This window comes from Paraburkholderia phenazinium (assembly GCF_900142845.1).
GTDB classification, from domain to species: domain Bacteria; phylum Pseudomonadota; class Gammaproteobacteria; order Burkholderiales; family Burkholderiaceae; genus Paraburkholderia; species Paraburkholderia phenazinium_A.
Genome location: NZ_FSRU01000001.1, coordinates 3,493,982 through 3,516,359 on the forward strand (window position 1 = coordinate 3,493,982; position 22,378 = coordinate 3,516,359).

Below are 22,378 nucleotides of genomic sequence, written 5' to 3' on the forward strand. Positions count from 1 at the left end.
AGCCCTCCAGACAAGCACTACTTAATATCTCATCAACCGGGGTAAGCGACGACGCGAACTCTCGCGATACAGTTTCCCCGAAAGCCGCCGTCGGCATTTCAAACGCTTGACCGCTTTCCCACGCGGGCTGTTCCCCCCGGCGACTCGGTGTGTAGGTTGTACCGGGTCTTACCCACGGCATGACGGTCGCGGCCAAGGAGGCGGCTGTGTTGCGCGAGGTGCTCAAGGCGCACGCTTCGAATTACGACCCACTCGACGGCGTCATCGTGGATACAAGGTGTCCATCATGCTTGAAGAATTGGGCGTACCTTACGATCTCGCCGCAAGCGTCGAACCTTATAATGCGCTAAACCTTTGACCTGCGAGATGTCGATCAAAACCTGCTTGCGCGCAGACGGAAAATGAGGTCATCAAACGAATGCTCTCCCGATAATGCGGCCTGCGAAGGTCTCTTTGGTCTGCTCAAGACGCAACTGTTCTATCCTCGTGACTGACGGCTACGACCGTTGATCAATTCATCGAAGGTAGTTGACTCTTATCCAGTAGTACGACGCAAAGTGTATCGAGATCTAACTCGGTTCTCTCAGCCCACTTGAATACCGCGAGAGTCTTGAAATCACGGCGTAAGCCACTCCAGGATTTTAGCCGTCCTGCGTCACGATTCCTTGCAAATCAACAAGTTACGCTCTGCCTGGGCAGGAGCAACCGAGACACCGGCCAGCCGATGGATTAGCTATTTTCGCGAACGATTTGAGCCGTCAGCAAAACGTGTTGCTGGATAAGGCGAACAGCCTCTTCAACGTTTCTCGCGAGCGCCGCGTCCACCATGAGCTTGTGTTCATTTTCGCGCGGCAATACCACGGCATGCCGTGACAAATTACGGTATCGTTCGGCGTGGTCGAAAAGATGCATGCACGCGTCGATCATCCATTCTGACCCACATCCGGAAAACAGCGCCTTGTGAAATTCGCGGTGGGGACGGTCATATAGCGGGTTTACGACTCGAGGGTTCTCTGAACTATACCGATGGACTTTGGAAAGTCGATGATAGCTGAGAAGGACGCGCTCTTCCCATTCGTCGTCACCCCGCAGCACGGCTTCGCGCATGGCAACTTCCGATGTCCAGGCTCGCGCCTGCGCCAGATCCATAAGGCTTTTGGTACTGACGGGTGCTACCGCGAACCCCTTCTGATTTGAATAAACCACCAGCGCTTCGGCTGCCAGTCGACTAAGCGCCTCGCGGATAGGAATGGGGCCGCAGCCATATCGCTTGCTGATATCGTTCAGGCGCAGCTTGAATCCGGGAGGCAGTCCACAGGAAATAATGTCCACGCGAAGCCGCTCATATATGGCTCCAGCGGCGGTCTGCAGACCGAGACTTCCCGGTGTCCTAGCTTCGGCGTCGGCATTTTTGGAGCGATGGTTTTCGACAACTTCCTTCATATGTAACGTAGAACCCAGCGAGCGTCAGCTGACTATTTTTACACAGCAGCTCTTTATATACAAATTGATTTGTGAAGTCAGATATATATACTTTGTGGCGCAAGCTGTTTCCAAGAACCATGTAGAAACCGGACGGCCTGTTGGTCCCCATCGTCCCGAGTCGCTCGGACCAGAAAACTGCGACCTGGGGGCTAGTTCGGCGTAGCTGACGGCGAAAGCGTGAAGACTAAAGATCATCGCCTCCGTCGAGTCGCCCATGGGCTACCTGGTCAGCAAGTGCGTTGTAAGGAAACGGCAGATGTGCTGGATACGGTGTAGTACGTGCCAGCTACTTCAAACTCTCGTGCAGGTTCTGAACGGTGACTTGCTCGACATGTTCGAACGATGGTTTGCGAGGAACACGGCACCGGCGCAGGCGAACCCGAGGGAGGTCGCATAAAACTCCCCCTACGTCCTCCTGCTCTCCCAACAAGGGCGCCTGTAGTGGCCGTTCCTGACGAGGAGATTGAAGGAAAGAGTTAGAGGCGAATCGGGACTGCTGATCGACCACGTAAGGAGCACCGGGTCGAACAAGTCCAACATTCCATTTGCGAAAAAAGCGGATAAAGCGAAGCCTGTAGGCCCATGTTGAGAGTTCACTATCGCCTGTTGAAAAACTGATCATGACTACAATCTCTAAACATAACCAGCTTATTACGTTGATCAACGTATTCACCGTCGAGCCGTCCCGGCAACAGGAACTCCTCGATTTGCTTGACCGTGCAACCCAGATCGTGCGCCTGGAGCCCGGATTCATCTCATCAAGCCTTCACCGGGGCATAGATGGCAACAAGGTCACCATGTACGCGCAGTGGCGAAGTGTTGAGGCCTATCGGGCGATGCGTGAGAATCCCACCCCTTTAAGCTACTTTGAGCAGGCAGCAGCATTCACGGAATTCGAGACCGCAGTGTACGAGGTCGTCGAAACATATTCCCCCCCAGCCGGAGAGGCGTAGGGCGATCGGCGCACGAACGTGGGTAGAGAGAAGCTTCGTCGCCACAGCGTGTAGAAGTGACTTACAGAAATAGGCCCAATGCCCCTTCGGGGACGCGCGAAGCGGACCGGGGCGAAACTCGTTGTCGTCCGCGGGGGCCAGCTGACGAGCTTTGTTCTCATTTATTTGTCGCTGTGGTAAGTCTGCGATAAGTGCACCCCGTCACCGCACCGCGTTCGCACTACTGCTCCTGCGCCACGCGCAACACCGAGTGCGGATCGTTCACCATCTCCTCGAAACAGTCGGCAGTCAACCAGCGTTGCGTCTTCTGATAGACCCGTTCCCACGGCGCAAAGCTGATAGACAGCATTTGCGCGCCGGCTCGCACCCTCCAGCGCAGCGCGTCGAACACCACGCACAATTCGTATCGGCGTGGCGGCGCGTCTTCGTTCATCCGTGTCGGGCACGGAGCAACAAAACTCCATTACTCATTCGAAACATGCGTTGGGTATCGCTTGCGACCTGGCATCCCGCCAGGTTACCAGGTCTAGCCAAGAATGTTCAACCCGCTTCAGGTATCCCGGTGTAAGGGCCGAGATGGCCTGCGCCTCTGCATTAACGCCGAAAGCAGGCGTATTCGACCATACGTAACTCGTATCGCTGAACCGTGTGAGGTTCGCATAGCCGATATTGTTCAGCAGTGGCGCCCATCCGCCGCCGAGCCACTAAAAAAAGTGACGCATCCCGATATTTACACCGTACGTAGTCCCCGGTATTTCGGTAAGAATATCTTTGTACGTCAACGACAGGCCGGTGTCCATTGCTCCGTGGTTGTCGACACGTCCGAATTGCAAATAGACGGACGTGCGTCTCGAGAGGAAGTAGGTTGTACCCACCGCTGCCAATAGTGAGTGATTGGCGGTATCGTTGCGGTCACTAGTTACCCAAACGCCGCCGTTCAATTCAAGATCCGATCGGGCAAAGTAATCGACTCCCCCACCATAAACGTTCGAGTTTAATGCACCGGCCACCTTGTAATTGGTGAACGACACCTTGGTGGTCAGTGCCCCAAACCTGTACGCTACGCCTAGCATGCGACCCGTGAATTCTATATCGGTGGGAATAGGCGTGACCGCACCACCTGCATTGCTATCGTAGATCGCGGCGTCAACCATGAACGAGCCGTTGTCATATTTGAGGCCGCCCGACCACTGCCGTCCCGCTGAAAAATCACCGGCGACGCCGCCCGGAGCAAACATCACAGTGCCTGTGAGGCCAGCCAGGTTTGGGGTGGTGTACAACACAGCATTAGAGCTGATCATGCTTGTAAAGCGGACGTTGTTGTCATACGGCAAAATGGAGCTGCCAAACGTCGAGTGCCGTGGATCCAGATCGACCGCGGCTTGAAAGAATGGCGAGTGTTGTACGCCGAGCCTGATTTTGCCGAAATTGCCCTCGAGTCCGATCCATGCCTGGCGCCCCAGGAAATAGCCGTTCGAACTGACAATGCCTCCAGTGACCGTGCTGATCCCGCTTTCAAGATCAAATTCGGCCTTCATGCCGCCACCAAGATCCTCGCTCCCTCTCAGTCCGAAAACCGAAGGACCGAGGCCTCCATTATCAATCGCGAACGTAGGGCCGGCATTTTTCCCTGTCGAACCTGGGGTCCTGTTTGCATACAGGAACCCTGCGTCGAGCATGCCATAGAGCGTGACGCTACTTTGCGCGTGCGCGCCACCAATTGGCACAAGAATCGCATTGACCACAACACACTTCCACATCGAGCGAAAAGATGATCTCACCCTGTCTCCTGCATAGTTAGTACTATTAATTTATTAAATTTATATTTTTTGCATTGCACTCAACACTTCATTCGGGCAAGTCGCTGCGCCGGTTAAGTTCGTGCCGATCTGGTATGGCGGTCGCTTGATACGGGTAAGAACAACGTCATTTTCGTAACGCTTTACGCCGCTATGCTGCCTGGCCGGCGAACGTACGCCTGTAGCTCAGGTGCAGGCTGCCGGCGCCAGCAGGAGCACCTCCCCAACCTGTTCGGAAGAATCAGGCTTTCCGGATTCGAAGCATGACAAGGGCGCCCATGAAGGACGCGATTGCGAGCAGAAATAACCCATACTCTGGCCGCCCGCTTATCTCGCGCAGCCAGCCAATGCCAAAAGGGAAAACGTATCCACCCGCATTTCCTATCATCGAAATCATGCCGATACCGGCGGCGGCAGCCGTGCCCGACAGGATGCTCCCAGGCACGACGAACAGCACCGCATTCGCGCTGATCAAGCCAGCCGCAGCAAGCGTCAGACCGATCAGCGACAGCACCGGAATATGTGCAAACGCGCCGCTGAGCAGGAGGCCACTCGATCCGATTATGGCCGTGCAGGCTACGTGCCATCGTCGCTCGTTTACGCGGTCTGAATGCCGGCCGACAAAGATCATCGTCAACGCCGCGAAACCGAATGGGATGGCAGTTATCAGACCTGTGTGGAGCAAGCTGGCAACTCCGAGTTCGCGAATAATTTGCGGCAACCAGAAAGCAAGTCCGTAGATGCCGCCGATCTGAGTAAAATTCACGCAAGCCAGAGCCCAAACATCTAGATCCCTAAAGGCGTGCCCAAGTTTGTGGCCCATGCCAAGAGCATCCCGCGCAGCGCGCTCCTGAACTAGCGTGTCGATGACACGTTCTCGTTCGTTAGCCGTCAGCCATCGCGCTTTCGCCGGACCGTCATCAAGAAAGAAAATCGTTGCGATGCCAGCCATGACAGCTGGGATTCCCTCGATCAGAAACAACCATTGCCAGCCATGCAGGCCATCCTGTCTGTCTAATGTCTGCATCAACCATCCGGAGAAAGGACCTCCGATTACGCCAGCGAGTGCGATGCCCAGGAGAAAATAACTGATCGCCTGAGAGCGCTGACGAGTGGGAAACCAATATGTCAGGTACAGAATGATCCCTGGGAAAAAGCCTGCCTCCGCAACGCCAAGCAACACTCGCATCACATAAAATTCCACTGGCGATGTAACGAACATCATGCCTGCGGACACCAGCCCCCAGAGGAGCATGATTCGTGCAATCCATATCCGCGCGCCCACACGCGCGAGAATAAGATTGCTCGGGATTTCACAGATACAGTAAGCGACAAAGAAAACGCCAGCGCCAAAACCGTAGGCAGCATCGCTTAGTCCAATGTCGGAGGCCATACGCAGTTTTGCAAAACCGATGTTGACCCGATCCAGAAACGAGATCACGTATAGCAGGATCATGAATGGCAGTAACCGGCTGGCTATCTTGTTATATAGTCGCCACTCTGATTCATCGCCGAACCCTGCACGCGCTAAAAGATTCACTGTCTCCTCCACTGCTTCTTATAATCGCGTGCGCAAGCACGCGCTGACTTTGCACGCCGCGAGCGGCGCCAAGAGTCACAGGATCATGCTGTCATCCAATGGCATTGAGCGATTTCGCGCCGACGCTGTACGGCTCGGCATCAATCAGTACAAAAGCGATCACGCACGGCTCGGTACCCCGGTTTATCCAATCGTGAATCGTGCCGCGTTGAACCAGCACATCGCCGGCCTTCAGGTGAACCTCGACGCCATCCACATCCATATCGATCTCTCCAGATATCACCACGGCGTAGTCGATCGAGTCCGTACGATGGTTTCGCGGTTTGACACCCGGTGCATATTCGATGACGCGGAACACCGTACCGTTGGAATGACTGGTTGCTACCTTGCGTTTGGCACCGTCGAAGTCGTCGTTGTTATCGATCGGGAAGCCTTCGGTAGTCCAGATGACGGTAGCCTGTGCCCCTTCGCGCAACGAAGCGATATTTTTCACAAGCTCGTCGATGGCGACAACTGCTTTTCCGTTGGCATCGTGACCGGTCACAACGCGGCGCACAGAGAGTGTCATAGCTGCTCTTCTCGTATATTAGGTAAGGTGATTTTCACATTCGCGACTGCAACGACGATGGGGCACACGTGTTGTGGCCGACCAGATCGTGGACCGTCAAGCGGCGGTGGCGATGAGATTACGCAACAGCCCCAGCCCCGCAACCTCTGTTTCCAGAACATCTCCAGGCTTCATAAATTCCGGAGGCGTACGGGCATGTCCCACGCCCGGTGGCGTACCGGTAGCAATCACATCGCCCGGTTCAAGCGTAAGTCCATGAGATAGCTCCGCAATGATCCTCGGAATCTTGAAGTACATGTGACGTGTGTTCGACGTCTGCTTGCTCTCACCGTTCACTCGACTGGAGAGATCGAGACTCTCAGGATCGATCTCATCTGCGCTGGTAATCCAGGGGCCCATGGGGCAGGTTCCATCAATGCTCTTTCCCTTGAACCATTGCTGCCCATGCCGACGTTGAACGTCGCGCCACGTCACGTCATTGAGTACCGTATAGCCGAAGACATACTCCATCGCGTTAGCTTCCGGGATGTCGCGGCCCGCGCGACCAACGACTACAGCGAGCTCGACTTCCCAGTCCAGCTGGGCCGACAAACCGCCGAAGAAGGGTATCGGGTCAAACGGCCCAATCACCGTTGTCGGAGCCTTGGTAAAAAATGTCGGAAACGCAGGCATTTCTTTCACGTGCGGACGGATCTTTGCGCCTTCCTCGAAATGATCCTGGTAGTTCCAGCCGACACAAAAGATGTTCTTACGAGGCCGTGGAATAGGCGCGTTCACCTGCACGTCGGCAAGCAAAAAATCCGTCGAGGCATGGTTGACAATAGTCCGGATCACATCCAATCCTGGTTGACCCGCTGAGATGACCGAAATCATGTCCCTCGAGTCGAAAGGCGTCTCGAGACCCAATTCAGCGGCCGACCTTCCGATGTCGACCACGCGCCTGTCGGCGTCTCGTAGTGCTCCGACGCGGCTCGCCTGGTCTCCGGTGGTCGCAAAAGTAAGGAGTCGCATTGATATCTCTGTAAAAGTAAAATTTTAACCTCTTTAGCTATGATACATATCTTTTCAACAAATCATATATTTTTTTGGTCGGCACATTGCCTGCATGTCGGAAAACGGTCACCTTGATGCCAGACCATGCGGCGACAATCGCCGACATGAAGCACATCCGGTTTCCGCCTGATACGATCAGCCGCGCGGTGCGGCCGTACTACCGCTTGCTGCCGAGCCTGCACATGGTCGAAGAACTGCTGGCCGCGCGGCATCCCACCCATGTACGAGACCAAGCGAAGTCGGTCGGTAAAGTTTGACCTGGACATTGCTCGACGTATCCGGCCCGCCGCACCGACACGAGGAGACGAAGTGGCACCTGGATGGAAGTCGTCACGATCAATGTCAGGAGGCACCGGTTGTGGCGCACGGTGGACCTGCATGGCGCCATGTTCGACGTGCTGATGCCGAGGTGGAGCGACCAACTCGGCCAGGCGCCTTATGCGCGAGCTGCTCAGGAAGCACGGGCGCACATCGCGGGTGTTGATCCCGCTTTAGATCAACGCGTCGCCAGCAACGTTTTCGCTTCGGTGCATGATCAGGTCACCAACCTCTTTCGGCATTGCATTGCCATTACCACACCGACGCAAAGCAAAAGCAGACGCTCCGAGGCGAGGTCTTCGAGGCGAAGGAAAGCTTGACGGGAGCGCCGATGCTGGGGCAATTGGCTCATTAAATAGGCATCCTCAAGCGCGGCGTGCCAAGGGCGTGCCGTTCGACAACTTGACACCACCTCTCTGCCTCATCGACAAAAATCGCGCTCAATCCGATGGAGCGCCCCTGAGAGGCTAGCTAGGATTTGCGCAGTGCGGCCGCGGCTGCGTGAATAGCCTCTCGAATCTGAATGTAGGTTCCACAACGACAAATGTTGCCGTTCATCGCATGGTCGATATCCTGATCAGAAGGTCGGGTGTTTTTCATTAGCAATGCCATCGCGCTCATCATTTGTCCCGACTGGCAGTATCCGCATTGCGGTACTTCATGCTCGAGCCATGCCTTCTGAATTTCCCTGCCGATAACGCTCGCGCCCATCGCCTCCACCGTTGTGATCTCGTTGTCCTCAACTGCCGAAACGGGAATGCAGCAGGAACGAACTGCCTCTCCGTTCAGATGTATGGTGCAAGCTCCGCATAACCCAAGTCCGCAGCCAAAACGCGTTCCCGTCATGTCGAGCTCGTCACGAAGCACCCAAAGAACCGGGGTTTCAGGCGAGGCCGTTACCGGTTGTGTTCGTCCGTTGATCCTAAGCTTGTGCATAAAATTTTTGCCACGCTATCTGGTGAAAACGACGGGATGGTTGAATGCTCAGCTTCAAACCCGTGGAACCGACGATGCGCAAACACGGTTTGCGAACAGTCGATCAGTCAAGCACTCATTCAGGCTAAGACGTAGCCTGCTCCTTCTCCTTAGCCCATCCATCCGACTCGTCGCAAGGAACCTGCGACTGCGACTTCGTTTCATGCGCCTACAAACCGCAACTGAACGGTGTTGCGAGCCAATCGGACCAGAACGGCAGGGCGCAAAGCTCCTTGTGGGCGGAGTCCTTCTCTCATGACCAGCGGAACATCAGAGCTACCGCGCGCGTCGCGTTTACAGCAATCTTAGGCCAATAATATATATTTTTCAATAAAACAAAATTTGATATATGATTCGCACATTGCGCGGGGGAACTTGATGGAGTTCGAATGGCGGCCGGGCAGAGTGGCGAAGTTGTGCAGCGACATGAGGGAAGCCGGCAAAGGGACCGATATGAACAACAAGGGCGAAGGCGTTTCGCGGCGGGGCTTTATCTTTGGAATCAGTGCTGCGGTTGGCGGTCTTGTCCTTACAGGCTTGCCTTCGCTCGCGGAGAGTACAGGGGTGGTGCAATCGCCATTGCTCACAAATGCCCCTGGCTCAGAGGTAGGGATCTGGGTTGTGATAGACGGCGAGACCACGACGATTCGTGTTGCGCGATCGGAGATGGGTCAAGGGAATTTCACGGCGTTACCGATGCTGGTAGCTGAAGAACTCGACTGTGACTGGAGTCATGTGACGGCCGAATATGTGTTGCCCGAAGCAAACCTTGCGCATGGTCACGCATGGGGCGACATGATGACTGCATCAAGCGCGTCCATCCGTATGTCTCACCTCTATCTGCGTAAGGCGGGTGCTCAGGCGCGTCATATGTTAGTGGACGAAGCCGCGGCGCGTTGGAAAGTCAGCGCGTTGGAGTGCACGGCACGCGACAGTGTCGTAACTCACGCTGCTAGTGGGCGTTCATTGACCTACGGGGAACTCGCGGAAAACGCAGCGCGGCGTCCTGTTCCACAAGAAGTGACGCTAAAAGACCCGAACCTATGGCGACTGATCGGGACACCGGTGAAACGGCTGGACCTCGAAGACAAAGTATTGGCGAAACCGATCTTCGCGACCGACGTGCGTCTTCCCGACATGCTTTACGCAACGGTTACGGCATGCCCAACTCTCGGCGGACGACTCAAAGATTTCGACGCGTCAAAGACGTTGGTCATGCCTGGCGTACGTCATGTGGTGCCGGTTGGGGATACAGCCGTCGCCATAGTCGCCGACTCGTGGTGGCAGGCCCACCATGCGCTTGATACGTTGTTGGTCCGATGGGACGCTGGCCCTGCTGCGGCGCTATCCAACGAATCCATCCGTGAGATTTTCCTGAAGGGTCTTGACGATCCGCATCCTGCAGTTGCCCAAAGGATCGGCAACGTGGACGAGGTCCTCGCAAATGCTACCAATGTAATACACGCCGATTATGAGGTTCCATATCTCGCACACACCACGATGGAGCCCCAAACCTGCACTGCTCACGTAACTCCCGAATTCGCCGAAGTTTGGGCGCCTACCCAGAATGGCGATGGGACGCTGCAAGTCGTAGCACACACACTCAAGATTGATCCGTCCCGCGTCAAGATTCACAAATGCCATCTTGGCGGCGGATTCGGGCGCCGCGGAGTATCTCAAGATTGGGCTCAACAGGCAGTCTTGATTGCCAGGGCTGTAGGTAAACCGGTGAAAATGCTATGGACCCGGGAAGAAGATGTCAGGCATGACTACTACCGCCCCATGTCCATTGCCCGACATGTAGCAGGATTCGACAGGAATGGAAAACTTCTCGCATGGAAAGTGCGGCTGTCGTGTACGTCTATTCTGGCCAACCTTATGCCCTCTCGGCTGAGGCATGGACAGGACTTCGACATGATGGGGGCATTTCTACCGGGTGACATGAGCTACCACATCCCCAATTTTGAAGTCGGCTACGCAATGCGGCAGTTGCCGATCCCAGTGGGCTTTTGGCGAGGTGTCAATCATAGTCAGAACGGATTTTTTAGAGAGTCCTTCGTTGATGAGATGGCGCATGCAAGTGGCCAGGATCCCTACGCTTTCCGGCGTGAGTTACTCGCGCATAGCCCGCGCTCGCTTGCCGTTGTGGATGAGGTAGCGACTCGCGCTCAGTGGGGGCACACTAAAGCCGGCACATACCAGGGAATGGCACTCGTCGAATGCTACGACTCAGTCTGCGCTCACGTCGTCGACCTATCGATCGATGACGAAGGACAGGTGAAAGTACATCGCGTCGTATGTGCGCTTGATTGCGGATATGTCGTGAACCCAAGCATCGTCAAAAAGCAACTACAGGGCGCCGTCGCATATGCGCTTAGTGCTGTGCTTTGGGGTCAGGTAACGATCAAAAATGGCGAGGTACAGCAGTCTAACTTCCACGACTATCCGGCGCTTCGGATCAGCGAGATGCCCGTGGTCGAAACCTATCTCATCCCAAGTGGCAACAAGTACATTGATCGCTGGGGAGGTGTTGGCGAGCCGGGTACGCCACCCGTCGCACCTGCCGTCGTTAATGCGATTTTCGCCGCAACCGGTAAGCGTATTCGACTGTTGCCGCTTGCCGGCCAAAAGCTGGTGTAGACGCTGCTCTCCTGGCTTCCTTTCGAAGCGAAATTCATCGATGAAGACTGCAATCTCAAGCAACCCGACGCGCATACGTAGATGGTTCGCGCTTGCGTCAATCCTGGCGATGGTGCTAACGGCAAGTCTACCAAGCCGGGCGGCTACGCCTGCGGATCGTTTGGTCGCTCGGGGCGGCTATCTGGCAAAAATCGGCGATTGCGCAGCATGCCACACGGTTCGAGGCGGTGCGGATTTTGTCGGCGGGCTGCCCATGCAAATGCCCGTCGGCACGATCTACACGACCAATATCACGCCCGACCCCGACACGGGAATCGGCCGATACACGCGGGACGATTTCGAGCGTGCGTTACGACACGGAGTCGCTAGAGATCATAACTTGTATCCGGCAATGCCGTATCCATCCTTTTCCAAGATCAGCGATGAGGATGTGGACGCGCTGTATGCCTATTTTATGAAGGGTGTGAAACCCATAAAACAGCGCAATCGACAATCGGATATTCCTTGGCCGCTTGATATGCGCTGGCCACTCAAGCTGTGGAACCTCTTTTTTCTTGACGATACGGTCTATCGGGCAAAGCCGAACAAAGACCCCATCTGGAACCGGGGTGCTTATCTTGTTCAGGGCCTCGCGCATTGCGGCGCTTGTCATACGCCGCGAGGCATGGCGATGCAAGAACTAGCGCTCGACGAGAAGAGTCAGACTTTCCTTTCCGGCGCATCTCTCGACGGATGGTTTGCATCGAATCTGACCGGTGATAACAATGCGGGACTCGGTAGATGGACGGAAAATGATCTGCACATGTTTCTGAAAACTGGAGCGAACGTTCATGCTTCCGCGTATGGTCCAATGACGGATGTCGTCAACAATAGTACTCAGTATTTGTCCGACGAAGACCAAGTCGCGATAGCACGGTATCTCCGTTCGTTGGTTCCGTCACACGCGGGTGACGTCAACGAGAGAGAGCCGTATCGATACGACGGTCAGATAACCTCCACCTTGGTCGCAGGAACGCCGTTACCGAACGGCGCACACGTCTACTTGACCTATTGTGCCAACTGCCACGGGGTTGATGGCCGAGGACGTGCACCCTTCATCGCTCCCCTGGCAGGAAACCCGGATGTGTTGGGCACTAATCCATTGTCGCTTATTAACGTGACGATCAATGGCGCCGCGAATCTTGTAGTCGGCGGCGTGCCCGCGGCCTATCCCATGCCCAGGTTCAGGCTAGGCCTCACGAACCAGGATATCGCCGACGTGTTGAGTTTTGTACGAAGCGGCTGGAATAACCGCGCTCCAGAAATCAAAGCACAGGATGTTGCGAAGGTGAGAGCCAGTACGAGCGGCAAGTGATAGGTGGATACACATTTTTTGAGCAAGCATCAAATACAACTAGATCTACTTTCTTGACGACCAAAGAGGGAATCATGCGCCACCCTGTCGATCACACTTTTTCTTCGAAGACGCGGCAGACTTTGCGGAACGATAGCAACAGAAAACATCGTCGCGTACATGGAGGCGGCACATTAATCGTGGTGTTGACCGCTCTAGCACTGTCGCATAACGCCGTGGCTCAAGAGTCACAGGACAAATGGCAAACGCGTTCCTGGCCTGAGCTTGCCGCCGAAACGCAGGCGCGTGCGGATCGAGGTGCCTATCCTTTGACTGGACTCAAGCCAGATGATGTTCGCGAAGCGCTCTCGCATATCCACTCCCTCGATCGCGACGAATGGGCTTCGGCCTGGATGGCGATTGGCGATCAATACGAACTGCGTGCAAAATCGGAGGAACCGACAGACTCTGGCGCCGCACGTGATGACTATCGGGCAGCATGGCTCAACTATTCGTTCGGTCGTTGGCCCTCCCCTAATTCGCCAGGCAAAGCGCAGTCGTATGCAAAAGCACAGGAAGCTTTCGCCAACTATGGGCGGCTTCTCAATCCACCGATCGAAACGATCAGCATTCCATTCGAAGGCAAGCAGATCGTTGCCTATCTGCAAAAACCGCCCGGTGTCACAAAGCCACCGATTGTCCTTGACCTCGGCGGCATGGATGAATGGAAGGACTCCGTCGCTGACCAGGGGCGCGGATTCCTGCAGGACGGCATTGCCGACGTCGCAGTCGACATGCCCGGCACTGGCGATGCACCTATGGCCCGCCCGGGAGCCGAGAGGGTCTATTCACGTCTGATCGACTATCTACTCACGCGAACCGACGTCGACGGTAGCCGCATCGTCGTACGCGGCACGAGTTGGGGCAGTTATTGGTCCGCGCGGCTCGCATTTGTTGAGGCGAATCGTCTAAAAGGTGCGGTGTATCAGAGTGGTCCGGTGGACAGTTATTTTCAGCGTGCATGGCAAGATAACTCTCTGCACACGAAGGAATACCTGTTTGATTTCGTTGCATCACGCTTATATGTTCTTGGGCAACCCTCGGTAGAAGCGCTCTTGAACTATATGCCGTCGATGTCGCTGAAGGCAGCCGGACTCCTGGGACAGCCGACGTCACCTATGCTTCTGATCGGTGGTGTACAGGACAGCCAAACGCCGTTCACCGATCTAATCGAGCTACTGCAGACCGGGACACCAAAGGACGCATGGGTCAACCCAGAAGGCCGACACATGGGAGACTCTGGCAGTTGGACGCATAAAGCTATCTTCGACAAGGTTATCCGACCGTGGATACGGGCGCGTTTGATCGTTGGGCAATGATCCATTTCGCGCGTCTCGTGATTCAAAACTGATCAAACTATGGAGCCACCACTTGCCACTAGCGGAGATGCGTTTCGGCAGTGGCATGACGTGTTGGCGTCGACCGCGTGAATGGCAGGACAACGGCGTGTGGGCAGACCCGCATCGGGCGTTCCTTGTGTGCCTGCGTGGATATGACGCGATTGACTGGAGTCGTGTGAGCATTTATAGGGCGAGCCGACCGGGCCGAACACGACCGACCGGAGCAAGCTAGGCAGCAAGCGGCATATTGCAGTAGACGCCCACGGTATCCCGCTGGCCCCGGTGGTCACAGGCGCCAACCGGCACGACTCGACGGTGTTCGAAGCTGTACTCGATGCAATACCGCCCGTGTCGGACGTGCCTGAGCGACCACGGCGGCGGACGGACAAGGTCCATGCTGACAAGGAATACGACTATGCGCTCTGCCGGGAATCACTGCAACAACGAGGCATCACGGCACGCATTGCGCGTCGTGGTATCGAGAGCAGCGAAAGGCTCGGCCGTCATCGCTGGGTGGTCGAACGCACACATGCCTGGTTTGCCGGTTTCGGCAAACTGTGCATCCGTTTCGAACGGGCTCTCGATACTCATGTCGCGTTGCTCAATCTGGCTTGTGCTGTCGTCTGCTCAAGGTTGGTTGATCAGTTTTGTTGGCAACTCTTAGCCAGATTACCAGAACACCTCATTGCGCCCCCCTCGATCACATGCTCAATCTCTTCGGAGAATCATAATGTCTCAAGAAAAAGAACCTCGCAGACGATTCTTGCGACAGATGTTCGCAATCGTACCGGTATCCGGCCTGGCCACAGGCGTCGCACTAACACAAACGGCCTGTTCCAAACCCCCACAGACGGGGAGTGCCAATGAACTGGGCGCTACCAGTCTCGGACTCTACGAACCAACCTATTTCACGAAAGAGGAATACACGTTCATTGAAGCGGCTGTCGATCACCTCATTCCATCGGATAAATTTGGTGCCGGCGCGCTTGAGTGTGACGTACCGGTCTTCATTGACCGCCAGATGGAAACGCCTTACGGGCACGGCAAGCTCTGGTATATGCAGGGACCGTTTCATCCGGATGAAAGCCCTGACATGGGCTACCAGATGAACCTGAACCCGCGCCAGATTTATCGCCACGGTGTTGCCGAGACCAACACGTACTGCGTGAAGCATCATGACAAGGTGTTTGTCGATTTGTCGAAGGGTCTTCAAGTCGAAGTCCTGAAAGCACTCGACGCCGGCACGCCGCAATTCGAATCTCTTCCCTCCAGGACCTTCTTTTCATATCTGTTGGCAAACACCAAGGAAGCTTATCTGGCCGATCCGATTTACGGTGGCAACAAGAACATGGGCGGTTGGAAAATGATCGGATTCCCGGGTGCCCGTGCGGATTTCATAGACTGGATCGACAAGCCAAACGTGAACTATCCGTACGGCCCGGTCTCGATCTCGGGAATGCGGGGATAACATGGCAATCCAAAAAGACAAGGTAGACGTCGTCCTGATCGGCTTTGGATGGACCGGGGCAATCATGGGAATCGAGTTGACGGCGGCCGGCCTTAACGTGCTGGCGCTCGAGCGCGGGGAGTTCCGCGATACACCGACGGACGCGGAATATCCGAAGGTCGCGGACGAGCTGAAGTACTCCACACGCGGCGAGCTATTGCAGCACCTTGCCGACGAAACGGTGACCATTCGTCACGATATGACGAGGACAGCGGTGCCGTATCGTCAGCATGGCGCATTTCTGCTGGGAAATGGTGTCGGCGGTGCCGGCTTTCACTGGAACGGCATGATGTACCGCAACCTGCCGGAAGAACTCGAGATGCGCACGCGCTATACCGAGCGCTATGGCAAGAAATTCATTCCCGACAATATGTTGCTGCAAGATCATGGCGTGACTTACAAGGATCTCGAGCCGTTCTATGACTTTTCGGAAAAAGTCATGGCTGTTTCGGGTAGGGCCGGCAATATCAATGGCAAGCTAACTGGCGCCGAAGAAGGTAATCCGCTGGAGGGTCCACGAACCAACGAATTCCCGACAGCGCCGCTGCAAAAGCAATATAGCGGCATGTTGTTTGAAAAAGCCGCACGGGAAGTGGGTCTGCATCCGTACTCGGCACCGGCAGCGAATGCGTCCGCGCCATACACGAACCCCTATGGTGTGCGCATCGGACCGTGTAACTTTTGTGGTTTCTGCGATGGCTATGGCTGCTACATGTATTCGAAGGCATCGCCACAGACGACGATCATGCCGGTTCTGCTCAAGCGTGAGAACTTCGAGCTTCGGACCGAATCGCAGGTGATCAAGGTCAATATGGACTCCACGGGCACGAAGGCAACCGGGGTGACATATGTCGACCGGCAGGGGCGTGAGGTCGAGCAACCGGCGGACATGGTCATCCTGACAGCCTTTCAGATGCACAACGTGCGTCTGCTGCTGTTGTCCGGCATTGGTAAGCCGTATAACCCGTTGACGGGTGAAGGTGTGGTCGGCAAAAACTTCGCCTACCAGATGAACGGAAGCATTGGCATCCTGATGCCCAAGGGCACACATTTTAACCGCTTCGCGGCCGCGGGCGCAGGCGCTGTCGGCTTGGACGACTTCAATGGCGACCAGTTCGACCACGGGCCGCTCGGCTTCATAGGGGGGGCGAGCATTCGAAGTTTGAGCTCGGGCGGCCGACCGATCGGCCAGGCCCCGACGGTACCGGGGACGCCGTCATGGGGCTCGGGTTGGAAAGAGGGTGTCCAGGATGCATATCAGCGGTATATGAATATCGCGATCGCTGGCTCGGTCATGTCTTACAAGGACGCTTATCTCGATCTGGATCCGACCTATCGCGACAAGTTCGGTAAGCCATTGCTGCGCATGACGTTCGATTGGCATGACAACGAGTATGACATGCTGGGTTTCATGGGCGACCAGATGGAAAAGCTGGCCAATGTGATGGGCGGTGACAGGGTAGTTCGTGGCATCCGCAAGAAGGGAAAGCATTTCGATGTGCGCGAGTATCAAAGCACACACCTGACTGGCGGCGCCATCATGGGTACCAATCCGAAGGACAGCGTGGTCAACACGTATGGCCAAACCTGGGGTGTGTCGAACGTTTTCGTGATGGGCGCCTGTCTGTTTCCGCAGAACATGGGGTACAACCCGACAGGGCTGGTAACGGCAATCGCTTACCGTTCCGTGAAAGCGATCCGCGAACAGTACCTGAAGAACCCCGGCCCGCTGGTGCAGGCTTAGGCACGCACGATGACTAAATATACGAAGCGCGTGCTGCCGGCGCTGGCGTCGGTTGTCATGTCATCGCTCGCGCTTGGACTAGCGGCATTATCCACGACTGTGCGCGCGCAGGATGCAACTAGCGCGGATATGACCCAATTGATAAGGCAGGGGGCCTACCTCGCGCAAATCGGTGACTGTGTCGCCTGCCATACCGCGAAGGATGGAAAGCCGTTCGCTGGTGGCCTGCCGATGAGCATATCGATCGGCACGATCTGGTCGTCGAACATCACGCCCGACAAAGACACCGGGATTGGCAGTTACACCCTTGACGACTTTGATCGAGCGGTTCGCCACGGGATAGCGAAGAATGGCGAGACACTGTATCCGGCGATGCCTTATCCGTCGTATGCGAAGGTCAAGCCATCAAACATCAAGGCGCTCTATGCGTACTTTATGCACGGCGTGCAACCGGTCTCGCAGGCGAACAAGACCACGGACATCATGTGGCCGATGTCAATGCGATGGCCGCTGTCGGTCTGGCGTAAGCTGTATGCACCAGACGTGGTAACTGACGACACACCTGTAAGCGCTACTGATCCGGTGCTCCGTGGCCGGTATCTGGTGGAAGGTCTGGCGCATTGCTCCGCGTGTCACACGCCCCGTAAGGTGACGATGCAGGAAGCATCGCTGAGCGACGATGGATCGACGTTCCTGTCAGGTACGGTGATCGACGGTTATCTCGCAGAGAATCTGCGCGGAGACGTGAAGGACGGCCTCGGCAATTGGAGCGAGGGGGATATTGTCGCGTTCCTGAAGAGTGGCCGTAACGAGCACTCCGCTGCCTTTGGCGGCATGGCCGAGGTCGTACAGGACAGTACCCAATTCATGATGGACAGCGATCTCATGTCGATCGCCACGTATCTGAAAACGTTGGGACCGGCGCATCCGGACCAGACGTCGCTCACGTACGATAGCGCCACGGAGAAGATGTTCCACGACGGGAGCGCCAGCAGTAACGGCGCGATCCAGTTCCTGAATAATTGCGCAGCCTGCCACCGGACTACTGGCAACGGTTGGAATGGGACTTTCCCGCGACTGGCGTTGAGCACCACGGTCAACACGAAAGATCCGTCGTCGCTGATTCGTATCGTGTTGTCCGGGGCCCAGATGCCTTGGACGGCATCCGCGCCGACGCACTATGCGATGCCTGGCTTCGCTGATCGGCTAAGCGATCAGGATCTGGCGGATGTGTTGACGTTTGTGCGTAGTAGCTGGGGGAACACGGCACCTGCCGTTACATCGGAAATGGTGGCCGCCGTGCGCAAGAGCCTTCCCGAGAAGGCGCCGGCCACGGATCTTCAGACACGTCTCATCAACGGGATTTGTCGCAGTAAGACTCGATGAGTAGAGTCGAATCGATATGCAAAGTATTGCTTACGTTGCGAGTTCGTAGAATCGATCGGCGACGGGCGGATGATAAGCTCGAGCATGTTTCATCTGTCCTTTGCCGAACATATGCATCAGTTCGATGCCACTGTGATCGTCGATTAGCGCAACCCGTCAAGACGGGTTCCCGAGCCGCTTATGGTTCGTCTGCCATCATGCACAAGGATCGCTTCTACCAACGCGCCTTCCTGTCCTAGCACCGAGCTTACGGCTCATGGTTATGGACGCGATCGTTAAAGGTCGGAATCACGCAACTGATATCTGGTGACGACACGGCGCGCCTCCTCATCGCCACCATCGACGGACGTAAGCGGAGCCGGAACGACACCAACACAAGCATCTAGATCGAACGGAACATCCGTCGCCAAAGTGCTCAACAAGGTCCGTATCTTATGGCGTTGTGTCGAATAGTGCTCCTCGGCAATTTCTGCGAAGCTGGCGTCGAGCGTCGAACAGATGTCCAACCGACAGGGCATAACGGCAAGAAAACTAGCTTTCAGGCGCGGGGATTTCTACTTGACCGAGAAACTGATTCGCCTGCGCAAAATCTCTGCACGAAGACGAGGCCTAACTCGGAGGGAATTCGGGCGCCGCGGGAAGACGGCGCACGGGTACTGGGGCCGCCGCAAACTAGTTCGAGTCAGCGCAGGAGTCGGACGCCCTTTCTTATGACGAATCTGCTATCGGTGACACGCCGACTTGAGGGACTGCTAAGCGGGGCGGTGGTGCTGTCGGTAAATTTGTCTCGCCCCCCCAATTTAAGGTATGCGCAAGAGGCACTACAGCGATCGAAATACGCCCCAACTGACTGCTCGCGAACCGATTACTCCTGCTAATGCTGCATGGCAACACAGTTTTGAGACGTGCAGTAGGCTCTGCTGTATCTGAAATATCCAGAAGCGTTTGCTGCAGACTTTGTTGTGCTCCAATATCTGCATCAAAGAAAAAGCGATTCGAGAGCTTTCCCTTAGAAGTTTCTATCCAATCTCGGACCGCGCTTGAGACTCGCTCCGCTCCCTACCTTCAGCCTCTTACGGAAATATCCAACCCGCTCTGTGGACCCTCTTGGGTACACCACATTTTGATTAATAATCTGTTGGGCGGTTACCGTAGGCACGTGACGACCACGAAACGCTCAACATATGCTTCACCCCGCAATTCATTGACAAGAAATAATATTTAAAATCAATGCATTACATAAAAAATCAAACAATTTCAGCTTTTGCTTTATTTCTGCAAATAGTTGCGGGCTTTTGATTTATTCAGCGTCTGCTGCACCGATCCGCGTGCCCGATCTGACGTTCAACTTTTGGTTTATTTTTGATCAACTTTTGCTTAATTTGTCAGCGTGACCATTCAAACAGTCAAGAGGCGTGACTCGGCGAGCGCGGCGAGCAACTGATTCTTGACGATCGCGGTGGCCAGCGGCTGCCGCCCGAACTCATACCAGCCGATATGCCGGCGCCACACCGTGCCTGGAATCGGCCTGACCGACAGCAGCGGGTCCTCGTCCCACGCAGCATGCCGCAGACGCGGCACGATCGACACGCCGATGTTCTGCCGCACCAGATCGGCAATCGCGGCGATGGAATTCATTTCCAGAATCGGGTTGACCTCGACGCGCAGTCGCCGCAGGAGACTCGTGACATGCGTGCCGGTCAGCGACGAGGTCTCGAAACCGATAAACGGAAAACGCTTTAACAGCAAGCTCACCGACGCGTCGGCAGGCGCCGTCGCAGGATTGACCAGCAGCACCAGTGGCTCGTCGTAAAGACGCTCCCACGACTCGGGTAGTGTGGTCGCCCGGGGCTCGCTGACGATCACCGCCGCATCGATCTCCCCGGCACGAACCTGGCGCGCCAGCTGGGCGCTGTCTCCGTGCGCGAGGCGTACCTTCAAGCGGGGATACGATACCTTCAGCCGGATCACGTTGGCCGCCAGAAAGCCCATCGACGACACCGTCGAGCCGATCGTGATCGAGCCTTCCACGCTCAGTTCGTCGGCCACGCCGCGCAGCAGCGAATCGTACGCGGCCACCACAGCGCGCGCCTGTTCGATGATCGAGCGGCCGGCGTCGTTCAACTGGATGCTGCGCCCGCTGCGGTCGAACAACTGGCGCTCGCACACGCGCTCCAGCGTGCGCATCTGCGCGCCGACCGCCGCGTGCGTGAGCGCCATGCGATCGGCGGCGGCCGCCATCGTGCCGTGTTTCTCGATGGCGAGAAACGTGCGCAGCATTCGAATTTCACTCATGCCGAACTCTCCTCAAAGGCTTCCGGGACGTGCGTCAATCGCATGAATTTGCCCCGCTTTCATGCGATTCATGATCGCACGAAACGAAAATTTTTCTTTCCTTTCGATAAAGAAAATAACGCTTTTTATTTTATTTGTGGCTCGTGAAAATCGATTTGTCACAAATCGAGCCGATCACATCAGAGCGAGGCCGCGGGGCCGGCCTGGTGTCCGCGGCGGCAGCCAAGGGTCAGGAGTCCCACCATGTCGCAAATCCAGCAGTTTCCTTTCATCAGCGTGTCCGGCAAGCCGTACGAACGCGGCCTGCAATACGGCCGCGCGGCCGCCGAGCGTGTGCGCCTGAGCGCATCCCGCTACGGCCAGACACTGCGCAATCTCGGCTATAGCCAGGCATCGCAGACGGCGCTGATTCGCTCCCTCGAACAGGTGATCGGTGAATTCCAGCCAGCGTATCTGGACGAGATGCGCGGCATCGCCGAAGGCGCGGACGTGCCGTTCGAAGACATCGTGATGATCAACGCCCGCACCGAAGTGCTGGCCAAGGCGCGTGCCGAAATGGCGCTGCAAGCCGACGACGAAGACGGTTGCACCGGCGTGCTGGTACTGCCGTCGCGCACGTCGAACGGGCAGTTGATCCACGCGCAGAACTGGGACTGGAAGGCCGATTGTGTCGACACCGGCATTGTCTTGCGCGTGCGCAACGACGAAGGCCCCGACTTCCTGACCTTCGTCGAAGCGGGCGGCCTCGCGCGCAGCGGCCTGAATTCGGCGGGTGTGTCGATCACCGCAAACTATCTGGAGTCCGAGCGCGACTTCATGCAGATGGGCGTGCCGTTGTCGCTGCTGCGCCGGCGCGTGCTGGAAGAACCGGTGTTCTCGAACGCGTTGCGGGTGATCGCCACAACGCCGAAATCCTGCTCGAACAACATCATGCTCGGTATGGCCGAGGGTTTCGGCATCGACTTCGAATGCGCGCCGAACGAAGCGTTTCCGATCTATCCGGGCGACGACCAACTGATCGTGCACGCGAACCACTGGATCAGCCCGGTGGCCCGCACCAAGCTGATCGACACGGGTTGCGAGAGCTCGCCGGACAGCTATTACCGTGACTGGCGCGTGCGCCAGTTGTTGAATGCCGCGCCGAAGGTGGATCGCGACGCCGTCAAGGCCGCGTTGTTCGATGCCTTCGGCACGCCGTATTCGGTTTGCCGTCCGCCGCGTCCGGGCACGCGCCACACCATGACCGCGACCGTCGCGATGATCGTCATGCAGCCGGCCGCGGGTGAAATGGATGTCGCGCCGATGCCCGCGCTCAACCGCGTTTTCACGCGCTACAGCCTGCACCACGAACCGCTCGCCGAAGCTGCGTAAGCGGCACTTGC

At 56.3% G+C, this 22,378-nt stretch carries 17 protein-coding genes and 3 pseudogenes; 12 read left to right on the top strand and 8 right to left on the bottom strand.

Going from position 1 to position 22,378, the window contains the following annotated elements:
• Window positions 1-413: 413 nt before the first annotated feature.
• Window positions 414-573, top strand: a pseudogene (locus BUS12_RS39385) (IS3 family transposase); the annotation flags it as partial.
• A gap of 156 nt (window positions 574-729) precedes the next feature.
• Here the strand turns inward: BUS12_RS39385 and BUS12_RS15335 are convergent.
• The gene (locus tag BUS12_RS15335) at window positions 730-1,443 is read right to left on the bottom strand and encodes a GntR family transcriptional regulator (RefSeq protein WP_074267492.1); all 714 of its coding nucleotides are present in this window, start codon (window positions 1,441-1,443) and stop codon (window positions 730-732) included.
• Window positions 1,444-2,105: 662 nt separating this feature from the next.
• Between BUS12_RS15335 and BUS12_RS15345 the strand changes: the two genes are divergently transcribed.
• Window positions 2,106-2,438 (top strand): antibiotic biosynthesis monooxygenase family protein, encoded by a 333-nt coding sequence (locus BUS12_RS15345; protein WP_074296386.1) that lies wholly within the window; start codon window positions 2,106-2,108, stop codon window positions 2,436-2,438.
• Window positions 2,439-2,661: 223 nt separating this feature from the next.
• Here BUS12_RS15345 and BUS12_RS15350 read toward each other — a convergent pair.
• The 5 genes and pseudogenes from BUS12_RS15350 to BUS12_RS15370 all read right to left on the bottom strand — a co-directional run.
• Window positions 2,662-2,946, bottom strand: a pseudogene (locus tag BUS12_RS15350) (transposase); the annotation flags it as partial.
• Between the two features lie 196 nt (window positions 2,947-3,142).
• The gene (locus tag BUS12_RS15355; RefSeq protein ID WP_074296388.1) at window positions 3,143-4,198 is read right to left on the bottom strand and encodes a porin; all 1,056 of its coding nucleotides are present in this window, start codon (window positions 4,196-4,198) and stop codon (window positions 3,143-3,145) included.
• 280 nt (window positions 4,199-4,478) lie between these two features.
• A complete protein-coding gene (locus BUS12_RS15360) occupies window positions 4,479-5,777 on the bottom strand; it encodes an MFS transporter (RefSeq protein WP_074296389.1) in 1,299 nt (432 codons plus the stop codon).
• Between the two features lie 91 nt (window positions 5,778-5,868).
• On the bottom strand, window positions 5,869-6,345 hold the full coding sequence (locus BUS12_RS15365; protein WP_074296390.1) for a cupin domain-containing protein: 477 nt from the start codon (window positions 6,343-6,345) through the stop codon (window positions 5,869-5,871).
• Between the two features lie 96 nt (window positions 6,346-6,441).
• The gene (locus BUS12_RS15370; protein WP_253190080.1) at window positions 6,442-7,218 is read right to left on the bottom strand and encodes a fumarylacetoacetate hydrolase family protein; all 777 of its coding nucleotides are present in this window, start codon (window positions 7,216-7,218) and stop codon (window positions 6,442-6,444) included.
• 254 nt (window positions 7,219-7,472) lie between these two features.
• On the opposite strand from BUS12_RS15370, the gene BUS12_RS15375 reads away from it, so the two are divergent.
• On the top strand, window positions 7,473-7,655 hold the full coding sequence (locus BUS12_RS15375) for a hypothetical protein (protein ID WP_074296391.1): 183 nt from the start codon (window positions 7,473-7,475) through the stop codon (window positions 7,653-7,655).
• A gap of 63 nt (window positions 7,656-7,718) precedes the next feature.
• Window positions 7,719-8,036 carry a hypothetical protein gene (locus BUS12_RS15380; protein ID WP_074296392.1) on the top strand — a complete coding sequence of 106 codons (318 nt, stop codon included), beginning with the start codon at window positions 7,719-7,721 and terminating at the stop codon, window positions 8,034-8,036.
• 151 nt (window positions 8,037-8,187) lie between these two features.
• Here BUS12_RS15380 and BUS12_RS15385 read toward each other — a convergent pair whose 3' ends face one another.
• Entirely contained in the window at window positions 8,188-8,652 is a 465-nt protein-coding gene (locus BUS12_RS15385; protein ID WP_074267483.1) for a (2Fe-2S)-binding protein, read from the bottom strand.
• 417 nt (window positions 8,653-9,069) lie between these two features.
• Between BUS12_RS15385 and BUS12_RS15390 the strand changes: the two genes are divergently transcribed.
• The 7 genes and pseudogenes from BUS12_RS15390 to BUS12_RS15420 all read left to right on the top strand — a co-directional run bounded on the left by BUS12_RS15390 (window position 9,070) and on the right by BUS12_RS15420 (window position 18,701).
• Window positions 9,070-11,331 (top strand): xanthine dehydrogenase family protein molybdopterin-binding subunit, encoded by a 2,262-nt coding sequence (locus BUS12_RS15390; protein WP_083640399.1) that lies wholly within the window; start codon window positions 9,070-9,072, stop codon window positions 11,329-11,331.
• Window positions 11,332-11,371: 40 nt separating this feature from the next.
• Window positions 11,372-12,685, top strand: coding sequence for a c-type cytochrome (locus BUS12_RS15395; protein WP_074296393.1), 1,314 nt, complete (start codon window positions 11,372-11,374; stop codon window positions 12,683-12,685).
• 74 nt (window positions 12,686-12,759) lie between these two features.
• A complete protein-coding gene (locus BUS12_RS15400; RefSeq protein ID WP_083611620.1) occupies window positions 12,760-14,043 on the top strand; it encodes an alpha/beta hydrolase in 1,284 nt (427 codons plus the stop codon).
• Between the two features lie 64 nt (window positions 14,044-14,107).
• Window positions 14,108-14,715: pseudogene (locus BUS12_RS39390) on the top strand (IS5 family transposase); the annotation flags it as partial.
• 79 nt (window positions 14,716-14,794) lie between these two features.
• A complete protein-coding gene (locus tag BUS12_RS15410; RefSeq protein WP_074296395.1) occupies window positions 14,795-15,532 on the top strand; it encodes a gluconate 2-dehydrogenase subunit 3 family protein in 738 nt (245 codons plus the stop codon).
• A 1-nt stretch (window position 15,533) separates the two neighbouring features.
• Window positions 15,534-17,315: a GMC family oxidoreductase gene (locus BUS12_RS15415; protein ID WP_074267479.1), complete on the top strand. Its 1,782-nt coding sequence runs from the start codon at window positions 15,534-15,536 to the stop codon at window positions 17,313-17,315.
• Window positions 17,316-17,324: 9 nt separating this feature from the next.
• Window positions 17,325-18,701, top strand: a complete 1,377-nt coding sequence (locus tag BUS12_RS15420; protein ID WP_074267478.1) for a cytochrome c — start codon at window positions 17,325-17,327, stop codon at window positions 18,699-18,701.
• Between the two features lie 1,398 nt (window positions 18,702-20,099).
• Here BUS12_RS15420 and BUS12_RS15425 read toward each other — a convergent pair.
• Window positions 20,100-20,996 (bottom strand): LysR family transcriptional regulator, encoded by an 897-nt coding sequence (locus BUS12_RS15425; RefSeq protein WP_253190081.1) that lies wholly within the window; start codon window positions 20,994-20,996, stop codon window positions 20,100-20,102.
• 243 nt (window positions 20,997-21,239) lie between these two features.
• Here BUS12_RS15425 and BUS12_RS15430 point away from each other — a divergent pair, with 243 nt between their 5' ends.
• On the top strand, window positions 21,240-22,367 hold the full coding sequence (locus BUS12_RS15430; protein ID WP_074296397.1) for a C45 family autoproteolytic acyltransferase/hydrolase: 1,128 nt from the start codon (window positions 21,240-21,242) through the stop codon (window positions 22,365-22,367).
• The last annotated feature ends 11 nt before the right edge of the window (window positions 22,368-22,378 follow it).